12 protein-coding genes are annotated in these 16,223 nt (G+C 29.8%); 8 read left to right on the top strand and 4 right to left on the bottom strand.

The features are described from left to right. Positions 1-52: 52 nt before the first annotated feature. Entirely contained in the window at positions 53-796 is a 744-nt protein-coding gene (locus tag CUEA01_RS00815) for a M15 family metallopeptidase (RefSeq protein ID WP_234117243.1), read from the bottom strand. Positions 797-1,121: 325 nt separating this feature from the next. On the opposite strand from CUEA01_RS00815, the gene CUEA01_RS00810 reads away from it, so the two are divergent. Both CUEA01_RS00810 and CUEA01_RS00805 read left to right on the top strand, forming a co-directional pair. Continuing rightward, the gene (locus tag CUEA01_RS00810; RefSeq protein ID WP_234117242.1) at positions 1,122-1,901 is read left to right on the top strand and encodes a GNAT family N-acetyltransferase; all 780 of its coding nucleotides are present in this window, start codon (positions 1,122-1,124) and stop codon (positions 1,899-1,901) included. A 295-nt stretch (positions 1,902-2,196) separates the two neighbouring features. Continuing rightward, positions 2,197-3,024, top strand: coding sequence for a GNAT family N-acetyltransferase (locus CUEA01_RS00805; protein ID WP_234117241.1), 828 nt, complete (start codon positions 2,197-2,199; stop codon positions 3,022-3,024). Positions 3,025-3,249: 225 nt separating this feature from the next. Here CUEA01_RS00805 and CUEA01_RS00800 read toward each other — a convergent pair whose 3' ends face one another. Then, positions 3,250-5,451 carry a HelD family protein gene (locus CUEA01_RS00800; RefSeq protein WP_234117240.1) on the bottom strand — a complete coding sequence of 734 codons (2,202 nt, stop codon included), beginning with the start codon at positions 5,449-5,451 and terminating at the stop codon, positions 3,250-3,252. 605 nt (positions 5,452-6,056) lie between these two features. Here CUEA01_RS00800 and CUEA01_RS00795 point away from each other — a divergent pair. Then, positions 6,057-8,129, top strand: coding sequence for a helix-turn-helix domain-containing protein (locus tag CUEA01_RS00795; protein WP_234117239.1), 2,073 nt, complete (start codon positions 6,057-6,059; stop codon positions 8,127-8,129). A gap of 180 nt (positions 8,130-8,309) precedes the next feature. Further along, positions 8,310-9,716 carry an MATE family efflux transporter gene (locus tag CUEA01_RS00790; protein ID WP_234117238.1) on the top strand — a complete coding sequence of 469 codons (1,407 nt, stop codon included), beginning with the start codon at positions 8,310-8,312 and terminating at the stop codon, positions 9,714-9,716. Between the two features lie 22 nt (positions 9,717-9,738). Here CUEA01_RS00790 and CUEA01_RS00785 read toward each other — a convergent pair whose 3' ends face one another. Further along, on the bottom strand, positions 9,739-10,653 hold the full coding sequence (locus CUEA01_RS00785) for an NAD-dependent epimerase/dehydratase family protein (RefSeq protein WP_234117237.1): 915 nt from the start codon (positions 10,651-10,653) through the stop codon (positions 9,739-9,741). A gap of 204 nt (positions 10,654-10,857) precedes the next feature. On the opposite strand from CUEA01_RS00785, the gene CUEA01_RS00780 reads away from it, so the two are divergent. Continuing rightward, entirely contained in the window at positions 10,858-12,096 is a 1,239-nt protein-coding gene (locus tag CUEA01_RS00780) for a hypothetical protein (RefSeq protein WP_234117236.1), read from the top strand. A 376-nt stretch (positions 12,097-12,472) separates the two neighbouring features. On the opposite strand, the gene CUEA01_RS00775 is transcribed toward CUEA01_RS00780, so the two are convergent. Then, complete coding sequence (locus tag CUEA01_RS00775) at positions 12,473-13,441, bottom strand: NAD-dependent epimerase/dehydratase family protein (RefSeq protein WP_234117235.1); 969 nt, start codon at positions 13,439-13,441, stop codon at positions 12,473-12,475. Positions 13,442-13,595: 154 nt separating this feature from the next. Here CUEA01_RS00775 and CUEA01_RS00770 point away from each other — a divergent pair, with 154 nt between their 5' ends. From CUEA01_RS00770 to CUEA01_RS00760, 3 genes are all read left to right on the top strand, one after another. Next, a complete protein-coding gene (locus CUEA01_RS00770) occupies positions 13,596-14,309 on the top strand; it encodes a GT-D fold domain-containing protein (RefSeq protein WP_234117234.1) in 714 nt (237 codons plus the stop codon). A gap of 7 nt (positions 14,310-14,316) precedes the next feature. Continuing rightward, the gene (locus CUEA01_RS00765; RefSeq protein WP_234117233.1) at positions 14,317-15,114 is read left to right on the top strand and encodes a glycosyltransferase family 2 protein; all 798 of its coding nucleotides are present in this window, start codon (positions 14,317-14,319) and stop codon (positions 15,112-15,114) included. Positions 15,115-15,315: 201 nt separating this feature from the next. Further along, positions 15,316-16,140, top strand: coding sequence for a glycosyltransferase family 2 protein (locus CUEA01_RS00760; protein ID WP_234117232.1), 825 nt, complete (start codon positions 15,316-15,318; stop codon positions 16,138-16,140). The last annotated feature ends 83 nt before the right edge of the window (positions 16,141-16,223 follow it).

Genomic DNA, 16,223 nt, shown 5'->3' with positions numbered 1-16,223 from the left:
GCAAATCATCCTTCATTGTGCATTGTGAACTGTGAATTGTGAATTGATTAAGTTAGTTTGTTTTTCCCAAGTATTCTTCAAGCGTTATTCCTTTTTCCATTATAGTTTCCGCAGCAGTAACTCCTACATATCGTACATGCCATGGTTCAAAGTTGTATTTAGTTATATTTTCTTTTCCTTTTAGATATCTAATTATAAAGCCGTATTTAGCACAATTGGCTTCAAGCCACCCATAAGACTTTGTTTTTGCAAAACCATCATCAAGTTCAGTATATTCTGTTGAAAGTAAATCCATTGCAAGACCAGTTTGATGCTCACTTTCTCCGGGAATAGCAACATATTCACTGGCTGAGGCTTTGCCATCTTTTCTCACTTTTGCATTATAAACTTGAGTTTGATATTTATAGGATCTGTATCCTGATACTGCTAGTAGTGTAAAACCATCTTGTTTTGCAGCAGCAAACATATTTTCAAGTGCTGCAGCTGCTGTGGAATTCATTTCCCTTACGTTTGGATCACCAGTAGATATAAATTTTACTTTAGGCACTACTAAATTTTGAGGAATATAATTTGCCCCAAGTGGATGATCCTTATTTACAAGAAGTATATTTGTATCTACAGCAGGTGTTGTTTCTTTGTTAGTGGTAACCTTCTTTTTTGTAGGTACACTGTTCGCTTTTTTGATTGATTTATGAGTTGTTGAAGTAGCGCTTGGATTTATAAAAAATACGTATAATACTCCAATGCCTATAGCTAGCAAAGCAATGGTGAAAAAAGTATAAATTAATTTCTTCATTATGTAGAATATTCTCCTCTCAAATTATGAAAGCTTCATCATATATTAGTTTTTTTATATACTCAAGTGAAATATTATAATAAAATTTTGCTTCTAGTGGTTCTGACAGAGTTTACTAAGGTAAAAGTATAATAGACTATATTTAAATTATACCCAAATTCATAATTTATATTTCTGCATATTTCCATGTTTTTGAAAATAAGCTTAATAGTTTTATCTATATTATAACAGATATTTTAAGATAAGAACATTTACAATATTATTAAACTTTTATTGACAAAAGTTTAATAATAATATACTTTAAAAAAAGGGGGATGCTTAAAAGATGGGTATTTTGGAGAAATATAGTATAAAAAAAGTAAAAAACAAGCAAATAGCTGGAGCTTTAATTTTGGAACCAATATATAATGCACATGCCTTACATGTGTGCAGGAAAAAGCCGGAAGATGAATCAATGGTTGTGATTTCAAGGAAAAGTGGAAAAATTGAGGCGTCACTTATTACTGGAATCCCAGAAGTATATGTAGTTCCTGGATATTGGCTATCCGCATCTAATTATGAAAGTGCAGAAATTTTAATAAAAACTCTTGATTGTAATGCAGAAATTTCTATAAATTATCCTATATGGGCTGAAGAAATTATAAAAGGCCATTTTGGAGATATTGAAACTAGCTATGATAATATATATGTTTATGCAAAGAAGTATATGGAAGGCGACTCTTCAAATTTGGCTATGAGATTAACAGAGGATATATATAATTCTTGTAAAATACCGAAGGAACTAAAGGGATTAGTTTGTGCAAATGATTTAAAGCTTGAATCTAAATTTTTTTGTATATTAGAAAATAATACTGTTTGCTCAATAGGGGAGCATTATGTTGATTCTGGCAGCGTATCAGCAATATCACAGATTTTTACAGTGCCTCAGTTTAGGGGAAAAGGCTATGCAGCGGAAGTAATCAAGGAACTTGCAAGAGAAATATTAAGTGAAAATAAAATGCCTATATATCTTTTGAGTGAAAGTAATATTGCATCTAAAAGAGCTTGTGAGAAGGCTGGATTTGTTTTGTGTGCTAGGATTGGATTTGCAGAGAGAGAAAACTAGAAACTTATGTTATAATTAACATTATATACTTAATGTAGATATACAAGTTGAAACAGAGAAATTACAATTTGAAAAGCAGAGTACAGATGACAGAGTACAGAGTACAGTGAATGATGATTTACCTTTCGCTTTGCTTAGGTAAATCTTAAACTTAATGTTGTCAGCTTCGCTGAGCACCATATATGGCGCGATTGCGTAAGCAATAAAAAAATAAGTTTTGAGATTTTTTGTAGCGATAGCGGAGAAAAATCAACCATCACTCTACTCTCTACTCTGAGTTAAAGGGGGCGTTAAAATGAGTAATGAAGAAATATTAAAGTTAATAGGCGATATATCACCTCATGCAGAAATCTATGTAAATGATGGATTTAAAAACAATGAAGTTGAGATAATGTATGCTACATCAACAAATGAAAATATAGGAGTATTCTTAAAGGTTGATGATGAGGATTGCTGCATTTTCTATGCAAATTTCAGTAATGAAAATAATATAGAAAAAATTTTAGAACTAATAGATAGTAAAGTTAAAGAATATCTTTCCACGGAAAATTCAAAAGAGATATGTTTTAATGTACACGGAAGAAACTCAAAAATAATAAGTTTGGTAAGAAAATTAGGTTTTAAAACCGATATGCAAGGGTACCATCTTGAATTTCAAGGCAAACAATTGCTAGACGTGAACAATTGTAATTTAATTGATAAGGGTTTTCAAGAAAGCCTGTTAAAAGAATTTTGTGATTTATTTGATAAGGCATATTATCAATTATATATGGACAACGGTTGGGAAGTAAATAGTTATTCTCGTTATCAAGAGCCATTTAAGGATAGACTCATTAAATTGAACAAGCTTAATCAGGTACATTCATTTTGGTTAGGTAATGAACTTGCAGGTGCATATATTTTTCAAGATAATTATATAACAGATATAGTTGTTAATCCTGTGTATCAAAATAAAGGATATGGAAGTTATATGTTAGCCCATTGTATTAGGAATATGAAAATAGATAAAGATATTAAGAATATAAGGCTTCGTGTTGCAAAATCAAATGTTGGGGCTAAAAAGTTATATGAAAGAAATGGTTTTGTAGAGATAGCTTGCTTTGCAGAACACACTTATTGCTAGAAAACAGAGTACAAAGTACAGAGTACAGAGTACAATGAAGGATGATTTTCTTCCGCTTTGCTACAGAAAATCTTATAACTTAGTTTTTATTAAATTTAAGATTTGCGTGACAAAAGGAAGGCAAATCAACCTTCATTTGTGCATTGTGAACTGTGAATTGTGAATTGATTAAGTTCGCAATAATTTTGTGCTTTTAGTAGCGATAGCGCCCATCTTAACCGTACTTTAATCTTTTAAGGAGTAAAGTTTAAGTCTATGCAGTGCTCTTGTGCATGCGATATAAAGAAGTCTTTTGTCAAACGCAGAATTATAATTTGCTTCTGAAGCATTAAATATTATAACAGCATCAAATTCTAATCCTTTAGCCATGTAAGAAGGAATTATCAAAGTTCCGTTTTCAATTTCAAGCTCATCATCAGCTAAATTTACATCTAGTAAATCTTTCAAGTTATTATATACTTCTTTAGCTTCTTTATCAGTTTTGCATATTATTGCAGTAGAGTATAAATTATCGGAATGAAAACTTTTTATATCGGAAACTATTTTAGAATATGCAGAAACTTTATCATGTAGTGATATTATTTCTGGAGCGTCTTCATGTCTTTCAAAAAAATCTGAAATTGGTTTATTTATTCCTAAAATATTTTGGGCAAATAAGCTTATTTCTGTAGAAGATCTATAACTCTTGTTTAAGAAAAGTTTTATAGATTTATTTTTATGAAGGATTTTTTCTATATCATCATATATTGTCTTATCTCTTTTCTTCTCCATAGATTGGTTAAAGTCGCCCAAAATTGTGTAGTTGGCTCTGCTAAACAAAAGTTTAAAAACTTCATATTGAAGGGGATAGTAGTCTTGAGCTTCGTCTATTACTACATGCATAATGTCAGAATAGTCCTCTGAGCCGTTTAATTTTAACTGTAAGTAAATAAGAGGGGCGCTATCCTCATATGAAATAAAATTTTTATTGAGCTTTTCTTTAGTTTCATTTAATATTTCTTTGATATCTTTAGGTAAATCAAGTCCTTCAGATAATTTATAAAATAAATTTATATCATTAAAAAGAAGCTTATATAAATCCCAATAATTTATTGAGGTAAATTTAGAAAGAGCTTGCATAAAGCGTTTTGTTCCCTTTATAGATAGTAGTCTGCTAAAGGATTTTACTTCGAGTTCATGACCGTAACTGTTTTTTACTATATTTTCTATTTTATTGAGCTTAAGCTTTCTGATGGGATTAATTTTATTAAGTATCATGTTTTCACTTCTCTTTAATCTTTTGTTTGGAGCTGTTCCAAGTTTATTATTTAGAAACATATTTTTAAGCTCATCCTTTGAAAAAATAACTGTGTTACTGTAATATACATCCGTTATAGGTATTAATTTATGAGTATAATAATGTATAAGTCTATCTAAAAGTTTAACAAAAGCTGATGAACCTTTAAAGTTTATGGTATTTAACCTCGTAATGTCTTTTGAAAGTATTAATGATTCCATTTGCTCATGTCTAGTTTCTTTTTTTAGTTGTTTTTTTAAAGAATTGTTTATAATTTCATCAAAGGTTATTTGATTTGTATTTTCCTCTCCTAGTTCCGGCAGTACACCTGAAATATATTTGCTGAAGATAGAATTTGGTGAAATTATTGTAATATTTCTTGAAGTTAAGTTTGAACCCATGCTAGCATAAAGTAAGAAAGCTATTCTATGGAGAGCTATGGAGGTTTTACCACTTCCAGCTGAACCTTGAACTATAAGTAATTCATTTGTAGTATCTCTTATTATTAAATCTTGATCCTTTTGTATAGTTTGAACTATATTTTTCATTTTTTCAGATGAGTTTTTACTCAAAACTTCTTGAAGTATAGAATCACTTATTTGTAAACTGCTATCAAAGAAATATATAAGTTTTGAATTTTGAATTTTGTATTGTCTTTTTAAAGATATATTCCCATTTACAATTTCTGAAGGAGATTTATAAGAAGCTTTACCAAGCTCACCTTCGTAAAACATGCTTGCAACAGGACTTCGCCAATCGTAAACTAATATATCAGAATTTTTTTCATCAAGTAGATTGTGCATACCTATATAGATTTTTTCAATCTCATCAAAGTTGTTTTCCATAAAATCAATTCTACCGAAATAAGGCGAATCCATCATTTTAACATAATTTTTTATTTTTTTTGAAGAAGCTTCGTAGATGCTAGATTTTATGGATATTTCAGAAAGATATAAATTCATTTCAGGAACCTTGTCGAAGTCGTTTGAGGAATGAGAGGCTTCTTGCCACATATTCTTTCTAGATGAAATAAGCTTTCTCTGGAATTCTGATAAAGTTGGAAGCTCTTTATCAAGTTCGCTTTTAATAAAATCTAAAGTTTTTTTGAGATATTCCGTTTCTTCATTAGCAATTTGCTTAGAATTACACATAAATAGGCCCTCCAATACATTTTTTATTAAATTTAGTCGCTTTTAGTTAAAAAATAGATGTTGACATTGAAATCAATAATATGATATAATATTGTTGAGTAATTATATTTTAATATGAAAAAGTGGGTTCTTTTATTATATAATAAAAGCGTGCTTGAGTAAAGCTTATTTTAGAAATGTAAATTAATTGTTTATTTGAAGGGGCTGGCGTACTAAGATTATTTAATACGTAACTTATAATTATTGCAAATTAACTTAATCAATGCACAATTCACAGTTCACAATGCACAATGAAGGAGGATTTGGCTTCCTTTCGTCAGGAAAATCTTAAATTTAAATATTATAAGCTTCGCGTAGCTCCATAAATAGTGCTACTGCGAAAGTAATAAAAAAATTAAATTTAAGATTTTCTGTAGCAGGGCGGAAGAAAATCATCCTTCATTGTGAATTGTGCATCGTGAACTGTGAATTGAATTAATTCGTAATATTTAAGAATCGTGTATTAAATAATTATTAGTAAGGCAGTTCCTTTCGTTTACATACAATATGATAAAATATGTAATTTTTAAGAATATTTATAAAAAATGAGGGGTGTAAAATTATTTATGAGGAGAGAATACATAAGCTATCCACAGGATGTTCCTGTTTCGATTACTTGTGCAAATGTAGTTGAATATCCGGTGCATTGGCATAATTCTATAGAGGTACTATATGTACTTAAAGGCAAATTTTATGTAACTATAGATTCGGATAAATATGAACTTGTGGAAAAGGATATAGAAATAATAAATATAGATGAAGCTCATAGTATTTATAGTCGTGATAAGGATAACAGAATATTGATATTTCATATAGACCCTAACTTTTTTGAAAAGTATTATAGTGATATTCAAAATATGTTTTTTTATACGAATATTACCGATGATAATGGACAGAAAGGTGAGGAGTATGATGAACTTAGAGTATTTCTTTCTAGAATAACGTGTGAAGCTGTCCAAAGACAGGATAATTACGATGAAGCAATTGAAGATATATTGGTAAAAATACTATACCATCTTATAAATAATTTCCATTACCTCACAAGTGAAAGAGAAGATTTAAAGGAAAATGAAGAACAGCTTGAAAGGTATCATAGAATTACTAAGTATATATTTAACAATTATGATGATAACATAACACTTCAAGACATAGCAAAAAAAGAATTTTTAAGCACGCATTATTTATCACATGAAATCAAAGATACAACTGGATACAGTTTTACAGACTTACTTAACTTAACTAGAGTTGATGAGGCTTTGAAGCTTCTTTTGGATACTGACAAAACAATATCTGAAATATCTGAAGAGGTAGGATTTTCTCACACAAGATATTTTAATAAGCACTTTAAAATTAGGTTTAAATGTTCACCAACTCAGTATAGAAAAAAGTTTAAAGTTGATGATGAAGCCTTAGAAAAGCAAAAGAAAATGACAGAATTTAAGCTTTCCGATAGTATTGAATTTATAAATTATTATCTTGAAGATTATGATAGATTTAATTATGAAGAGAAGATAACAAAGATGTATTTAAATATGGCAGAGGATATTGGAAGTTTTGACAAGAGCTTTAAGGAAATAATTAATGTTGGCGATGCATTTGAACTTCTTATTGAAGATAATAAAGATATTTTAGAGATGCTTCAAGATGAAATTGGATTTGAATATGCAAGACTTCTTAATGTGTTTAGTCAAGATATGGGCATATTTCCAGGGGCGAAATTTCATAACTGGAATCGTGCTAGCGACGTTTTTGAGTTTTTAGATACCCTTGGTATAGGCGCTCTTATAGTACTAGATGATGGAAGTTTTGAAAAGGAAGAATTTAAAGAAGCATTAAAGTCCTTTTTGAATTATTTCAGTGAAGTAGATTTAGACTATATAGATTTTAGAACTTTTAAATTTCAATTTGCAGCTGGAATGGATGAGGAGTATATCAAAGAGATAAGTGAATTTATTGTAGAAAACTACAGTCTTGAAGTATTAGAAGATAGATTTTCTTACGATGATAGTATAAATTTTATTTACGATACTGCATATATGCTGCCGTTTACTATTAATAGTATGATAAACGAGAAGAAAAGTATGGAGATTTTGAGGGCTTTTGATGTTTTGGATAAGCAGGTCAATCTAACTAATGAAGTGTTTTTTGGATATCCTGGTTTAATTAATGATAAAGGAATAAAGAAACCTTCATATTATGCATATTTCTTGATGAATAAGCTTGGAGATACTTTAGTTGCAAAAGATAATGGTTATATAGTTACCAAAAGTGATAATGAGTACCAAATATTGCTTTATAGTTATCATGAAGGTATAGATAAGATTGACTTTTTCAAGAATTCCTCTAAATTCAGAGGCAGTAAGGAAGTTACTGAAAAGAAATTTTCACTTAATATAGTAAGTATACCATCAGCCGTAAGAATAACAACCTATGCAATCAATGAAAAAGAGGGATCTTCCTTTAACTATTGGAATGATATGGGTAAGCCTAAGAGACTTAGTAAAGAAGAAAAAGAAATACTGCATAAGGCATCTTTTCCAAGAATTTATTTTAAAAGTATGAAGAAAAGTGCTGTATTCAATATACGAACTAAAATAGAAGGATATGGTGCAGTTTTGATAATCTTAAAACCGGTTTAGAGGTATAAATAAATTAAAAAATTGGTTTTAGTTGCTTTTGTTATAAAAATCACAGTTTATCAACAAAGCATATTGGTACTTTTTTGTGAGCATTTTAGTTGATGAAATGTACCACCTCAAAATATTATAATATACTTGTAGCTTGAAGAAATATCATGTTACAAGAATAGAGGTGGGTTTATGGGAGTAAACGATAGAAGTTTTTCGGTAGAAAAAATAAGTAAGCTGCTTTTTAGATTTGCAGTTCCAGCAATATTTTCTTCATTGGTAGCTGAATTATATAATATGGTTAGTACAGTATTTGTTGGTAGATATATAGGAGCAGATGCTATAGGTGCTATAACAATAGCGTTTCCTATTCAAAGACTTCTGACGGCTATGGGACTTTTAATAGCGGCTGGAGCATCAACTTATGCAGCTAGGGTAATAGGCGAAAGAAATTATGGTGAATTAAAGAAAATAATACTAAATTCATTTATATTGACGTTGATTTCATTAATTTTAGTTTCAACATTAATATTCATATTTAGAAATCCTATCCTTCATCTTTTAGGTGCCAGTAATGCAACATATCCGTTGGCCAATAAATATGTATCAATTATTTTAATAGGTGGAGTTTTTCAAGGCTTAGCAGCAGTAATGTGTTATATAATGTTAGCATTTGGTCAAACGAAAATGACTTTGTACACAAATTTAGTAGGTGTAATTATAAATATAATAATTAACTATATACTTGTTACAGAAATGTCAGTAGGAATAGAAGGCAGTGCTATAGCAACAATAATTTCTCAGATTATAGCTTTTGGATTTGCATATTTTAAGTTTATTAAAAATAATAGAAAACTTAAAGTTAAACTTTTAGATAACTTTGGATTAAGTTCTATAAATGGTGATATTTTAACTGGAATAATAGTTGGTGGATTTTCAACCTTTGTGATTGAAATATCAGATGCAGTTGTTTCGGCAGTATTAAATAATGTTTTGTATGCACACGGTGGCGATAATGCCATAATTATAGTCGGAATAATCACAAAAGTCTCAATGTTCTTATTTATTACAATGATTGGTATAGCTTCAGGAATGCAGCCAATAGTTGGTTATAACTTTGGTGCGGGTAATTATAAAAGAGTTAAACAAACTTTGAAATTCTCACTTAAAGCAGTAGCTATAGTTTCAACTGTGTTTTGGGCAGTTTTCATGTGTTTCTCTGATTCCATAATAGGTTTCTTTTTAAAGGATGCAACTTTATTAAGACAAACTGTAAGCGGATTTAAGATATGTGTTTCAATGCTTCCTATATTGGGAATATATTATGTAACGATATATTATTATCAAGCAATAGGAGAAGCTAAGAAGAGTTTCCTATTATCTATATATAGAGAAATAGTGATATTTATACCACTGGCAATACTTCTCATAAGAATATTTGGTATGAAGGGTGTGTTTATAGCATATCCAATTACAGATGTTGTGGTGATATTAACTTCAATTTACTTTATAAGAAACGCCTTTAAAGAAGAGTTTGAACCTGAAGTTGATGAAAAATTATTAAGACGACTAGAACATATGTCAAGTAAAAATGCTTAATTTTACTTGACATATGTCTTTTTTATTTTGAGTTATAAAATTTTAATGTTTCTTTCAAACCAGAAGTTAAAGAATATTTAGGTTTCCAATTCATAGCTAATAACAATTTATTATAGCTCATATAGCTATTGAGAATGTCGCCTTCTCTTTGTTTGCAATAAATTGCGGATACATCTTTATATGATAAGGCATTTATTTTTTTAAAAACCTCATTAATAGTGGTAGATTTATTTGTACTAACGTTATATATTCCTGTTTTGCCAAAGCCTACAGAAAGCAGGTTGGCATTTGCAACATCTTTTACATATACAAAATCTCTAGTTTGATTGCCATCACCATATATATGAGGACTAATGCCTTTTAAAATGTTTTCGCAAAATATGGAAACAACTCCTCCTTCACCAGAAGAGTCTTGACGTGGACCATAAACATTTGAATACACTAAAACAATATAATTGATATTATAAAGTTTGTTATAAATATCTAAATAATGTTCAACCGTGTGTTTTGAAGCCCCATAAAAAGATAACATTTTAAGTGGATGTTTCTCATCTATAGGCAAATACTCTGGTTCGCCAAATATGGCAGCAGAAGCTGGATAAATTATTTTTTTAACTCCCGTTTTCTTTGCAGCTTCTAATAAATTTATTGTACCCATTATATTAATATCAGCATCAAGGCTTGGATTACTGATTGAATTTGCAACATTTATTTGAGCAGCTTCATGAATTAAAACTTGAGGCTTTTCTTTATCAAAAATTTTAAAAATATCTTTACTTCTTATATCAATATTATAAAAAGTAGCTTTAGGGTTTACATTTGTTTTTTTGCCGTGCATAAGATTATCTATTACACATACCTCATAATTATTTTGCACAAGTAAATCGACTATATGGGAACCTATAAATCCAGCACCGCCTGTAACTAATATTTTCAATATAAGGACCTCCCAATACTAGTGATTAAAAGTTTTTACTTTTGTCAATGGATAGTATATACAAAATAAGCTTAAAATGTTACAATTCGTATTTAGTGTGATATAATTTTTATTATGTGTTGTAGTAGCATTTGGACTGTAAGACTATATGAATTGTGAAACTTTTTATAGATCTTATGTATCTAATATATAAGGAGGGGTAATTTGGATATATTAAAAAAACATAATAGATTTTACTTAATTTCAATATTAGTAGCTACAGTATTATGTATTTTATGGACTGCGCTTGTAAGAACTGTTCCAGCATCTGATTTTAACTATTATGATACAATTGCAAGGCAGGTTGCCACAGGCGGTCAGTGGGGAAATACATATACTTCTGTAGGATATGCAATAGGATTGGGATTTGTATACAGTATTTTTGGAGCGAGCTTATTTGTTGCTAAAACTTTTAATGTGTTACTTACATTAATCGGTTATTTTTTATTCTATAGATTAGTTAAAAAACTAAAAATTAGTGAGCTAAAGAAGAGAATAATATTTGCAATTTTTGTGTTATTTCCAGTAAACATATTTTATAACAGTTTACTTTGCACGGAAATATTGTTTACTACATTATTTCTTTTGATTACGAATATATACTTTTCTGAAAACAAGTATAAGTATATATTCATTGGTATTTTAACAGGAATTGAAACAATGATAAAACCATTTTTTATGGCATTTTTCTTTGCAATATTTTTGGTGGAAGTAATTAAAAATAAAAAATTAGTTAAACCGTTTTTAAATGCACTTGTAGTGATCGTATTAACTTGCATTGTAATAGCGCCATTTGTCTATAGGAATACAAAGATGATGGGAGAATTTACTTTTGTATCAAATAATGGCGGAATCGTATTATATATAAATAATAATTCACAAAATCACAGTGGAAGATGGATGGATGCTGCTAAAGTTAAAAATTCAATAGTGCTTACAGAAAAATATAAGAAGGCAAACATGACAGAAAAAAATCACATGCTTTCAGCAGCGGCTAAAAAGTGGATAAAAAGCCATCCACGTGAATTCTTCATTTTAGGTTGCAAAAGGCTTTTGAATACTTATTATGTTGGAGATGATGTAGTATTTACTTTTAATGGAGCAAATTTAAGTGACGCAGTGCAGCATTATCTTCTTGTTTATACAAATTTAATAAGAAACCTTGTATTTTTACCAGCAACTGTCTTGGTAGTTATATACGCCGTAAATGTTATAAGAGCAATAGTTAAAAAGAAAAGTGATGAGCTTGATGAGTTTGAATTATATGCTTTAATTTCATTATGTATGTTTACAGGAGTTTATTTCATAACTGAAGGACAGGGAAGATATGCTTTTCCGTTTGCGTTTATTTTAATATACTTCTTTAGTAAAATCGTAAAGGGTAATGGGGAAGCTTGGAAGTAATTATTTTGTACGAAAAACTTAAACATTGCGAACAAAGGTGTAGTGCAAAACCAAATAACAAGGGACAGGTACATTAAAAATAATGTGGTCTACGAGTATCTCGAAATCTTAAATAAAATTAATAAACCTAAGTGGCAAATTTTCCGAAAACTTAAGAACTTTCAATAACTCGCTGAGAGGAAGCTCAAACAATTGAAAGTTCTAAAGTTTTCAAAAAATTCCCCACTAAGGTTTATACAATTTTATTTAAAATATTTTTTCGACACTCGTATACCACATCATTTTTTTAATGCACCTATCCCTTGTTATTTTCATATTTGTACCACATCTTTATTTGCAATGTTTAAATAAGTTCGTATTACAAAATTTATAATTATTAATTCAAGATTCCTTTTTTTATTCTTAATGATTTCTGGTATTCAATAATATTTTTTAATGTCTCATCCAAGGAATACCTTGGTTTATATCCAAGTTTCATCAATTTTGCAATATTAGGTACACGCTGCGTTGTTTCTTCGAAATTCTTATCAAAAGCCTTTTCGTAAGGTATAATTTCTATTGGAGAGTTGGAATCTGTTAAAAGCTTGATTTTTTTTGCTAAGTCTAAAATAGTTATTTCATTAGTTCCTCCAATGTTATATACTTCTCCAATTTGTCCATTCTTGGTGACTAAGTCAAAACCAGTTAATATATCATAAACGTGACCAAAAGTTCTTGTCTGGTAACCAGTTCCATAAATCACTAGAGGTTCGTCATTCAAAGCTCTATTTATAAAAGTTGGAACTACCATGCCATAAATACCTGTCTGATATGGTCCTATTACGTTAAAAAAACGTCCTATTTTAACTTTTGTTCCTAGCTCTCTATAATATGCAAAACCAAGATGTTCTTCCAAGAGTTTTGCTATTGAATAAAGCCAACTTGATCGTTTGCTTGAGCCTATAAGAGAATCATCATCCTCTGATACTGAAGCTTTTGTTATTTTTCCATAAATAGCAGAAGAAGATGCTAGAAAAACTTCTAAGTTGTACTTATGGGCAGCTTCGAGTACATTTTTTGTACCAATGGAGCTTACTTCCAGTCCTTCCCTTCCTTTCTCCATGGCTAATCTTACTCCAACTATGGCTGCAAGATGTACAATATAATCACAATTTTTTGCTAAAGAAAATACTAAATCTCTATTTAAAACGCTTCCTTCTACTATGGTTGCGCCTGAATTTTTTAATCTATCTCGTGGTGATGAGACAAAATTATCGAGCACGGTTACTTTATGACCTTCTTTTAAAAGCTTAAGAGTAAGATTTGTGCCTATAAAGCCTGCACCACCTGTAATTAGATAATTCATTAAATGCCACCTCCTAGTAAGTATTTAACATATAAATAAAATAGGAACTTTAATTTAATACAGCATATATTATATATTATGGATACAGAAAGTAAATGTTCCATAAATAAAGTAATGGTTGTTAGCAATTTGTTTTTAATGGAGGTTAAAATCAGTGGAAGAAGATTTTGGTCATGAGATTTATTTAGATGAAGTATTGGACGCGATTACATCGTCCTTAAATCTCAAAAAGCCGTATTCCTTGGTGCGTTTTGGTCATGCTGAAATGGCGGTTTTAAGCTATAAGTTTTATAGAAATCCTGGATTTGAATATTATTATAAGTATGATGGTATAACCGAGCTTAGTGAAAATATTACTTTAAGATTAAGTAATTCTTTTAGAAACGCTAACCTTGTTGGTATGACTAATCATACACCTAAGGATAATAAATTATTAAAGGATATAATGAATTATTATAAATTAAGTTTTCCAGTAGTATGTAATGCATGGATTAATGAAGAGATGCGTAAATCAGAGGATTTTTTTGATATACTGAGAACACGAAAAGTGGTCATAGTTGGAAGAAGGGCTAAGGAGGCAGCTGAAAAGTTTAGGGGCTTGGGTGTTAATGTTGTTTCTAACATTGGTCATGAGGGCTTTGATCAAATACCTATGACTATGAAGGCAATAAGTGACATGCCAGATTTTGATATAGCTTTAATATCGGCTGGTGTTCCGGCTACAATTATGTGCCCAGAAGTGGCTAAAATGACAGGGAAAGTAGCTATTGATTTTGGAAGTGCCATAGACGTTTTAGTAGATGGAGATAAATTTGATGATGAAAAATTAGTAGCTGAGTTTAATAGAAAAATGAGAGAAAGAGGGTAAGGTTTAGATGGATAATGAAATAACAGTTGTAATACCGTCATATAACCCTGGAAAATATCTAGTTAAAGCAATTCAAAGCATATATGATCAGACTTATAAAGATTGGAAATTAATAGTAGTGGATGATGGCTCAACCGATAATAGTTTAGAACTTGCAAAGGATTTATTGAATAATCCTAAAATAGAAGTTATAAAAAATACTACTAATTTAGGACAATCAAAGACTCAGAATATAGCCTTACAAGCAATTACCACACCATATTTTGTACAACTGGATAGTGATGATTGGTTTTCTCCAGATGCTGTAGAGACATTGTTAAATGAGTTTAAAAAACAGCCAGAGGATGTTGCTGTAGTTAGTGGTAATATTATGATAATTAATGAAGAAAGTGGTTATTTAAGAAGCCATGATAATATACCAAGTACAAAAATTAAAAAGGGTCGTTTTTTTAAAGATAAATACGATTATTTATTATCAAATTTATCTTTATGGCCACGTTGTTTTCGTACAAGTGCAGTAAAAAAAGTAGGTGGATGGCCAACAGATGATTCTTATGAGGGCAGGCATATGGAAGATAAAATGATATTATACCGCCTATCAGAGGAATATCGTTTTTACTGGATAGACAAAGTTATGTACTACCATAGACGCCATGATAATAATATTACTAATAATCTTGAGCTATACAATGAATTAATTGAAACTAATGTTAGAAAAATATTAAAACGCTGGGGAGATGAATATACACCTGTTTTTGAAATAAGTTACGGATGGAAAGGTGTAAAGGAATTAATTAAAAATTAAGTATGTTACAATATTTGGACATTATTAAAGTGTAGTAATGTCTTCTAAATTCCATATTGAAATATTAAGGGGTTAAAAGTTTAAGATACAGAAACCCAGCTTTTCTAAACTTCTGTTCTAAAACTTTAACTTCTTTAGCAAAGTGCCATATGCAAGGGCTTTTAAGCTTTGTTTTTAAAGGGCAATAGGTTGGTGAAAAAAATGGATAGTGAAATTACTGTTGTAATACCATCATATAATCCTGGTAGGTTTTTGAAAAAGGCACTTCAAAGTTTATATGAACAAACCTACCCAAACTGGAAGTTAATATTAATAGATGATGCTTCAACTGATAATAGTTTGTATATGGCTAAGGATTTATTAAGAAATCGTAGAATAAAGGTTATTAAAAATTATGTTAATTCAGGGCAATCTAAAGTGCAAAATATAGCTTTGCAAGCAGTTACAACTCCATATTTTGTACAACTCGACAGCGATGATTGGCTTATGCCGTATGCATTAGAGATGCTTTTAAGGGAATTTAAAAGACAACCAGAAAATGTTGCTGTAGTCAGTGGTAATATTTTGGTTGTTAACCGAAAAGATGAAGAAGGTTTAAAGTATAATAATAATCGTATTTGTAAAGGAGATTTTTTTAAAAACAAGTATGACTTTTTGTTATTTAATAAATCATTATGGCCAAGATGCTATCGGACAGATGCAGTAAGAAAGATTGGAGGATGGCCAACAGATGTACCTTATGGCGGCAGGTATATGGAGGATAAGCTAATATTATATAGACTAATAGAAAAATATAAATTTTATTGGATGGATAAAGTATTGTATGTTCATAGAAATAATGAAGAAAGCTATGTTGGGCAGAAACTTCAAATCTATAATTATATGATAGAATGGGGAGTTAAAGATAGCTTAAGGCGTTGGGGAAATGAATATAAACCTGTTTTTTCAACGAGTTTTGGCTGGAAAATTGTGAATAGCTTGATAAGCAATTCTGATGGAAAAGTTTTAACGAGAGCAGTAATGTAGTATGATTTTAATATAGTTATAAACGAATTTATTAATGATGTTAAAATTGTAATATTTATATTGGTTTGTTCGTTAATATTGCA

This window comes from Clostridium hydrogenum, assembly GCF_021432385.1.
GTDB classification, from domain to species: Bacteria; Bacillota; Clostridia; order Clostridiales; family Clostridiaceae; genus Clostridium_S; species Clostridium_S hydrogenum.
The sequence above is the reverse complement of the archived record's forward strand: the minus strand, read 5'-3'. Positions and strand labels throughout refer to the sequence as shown.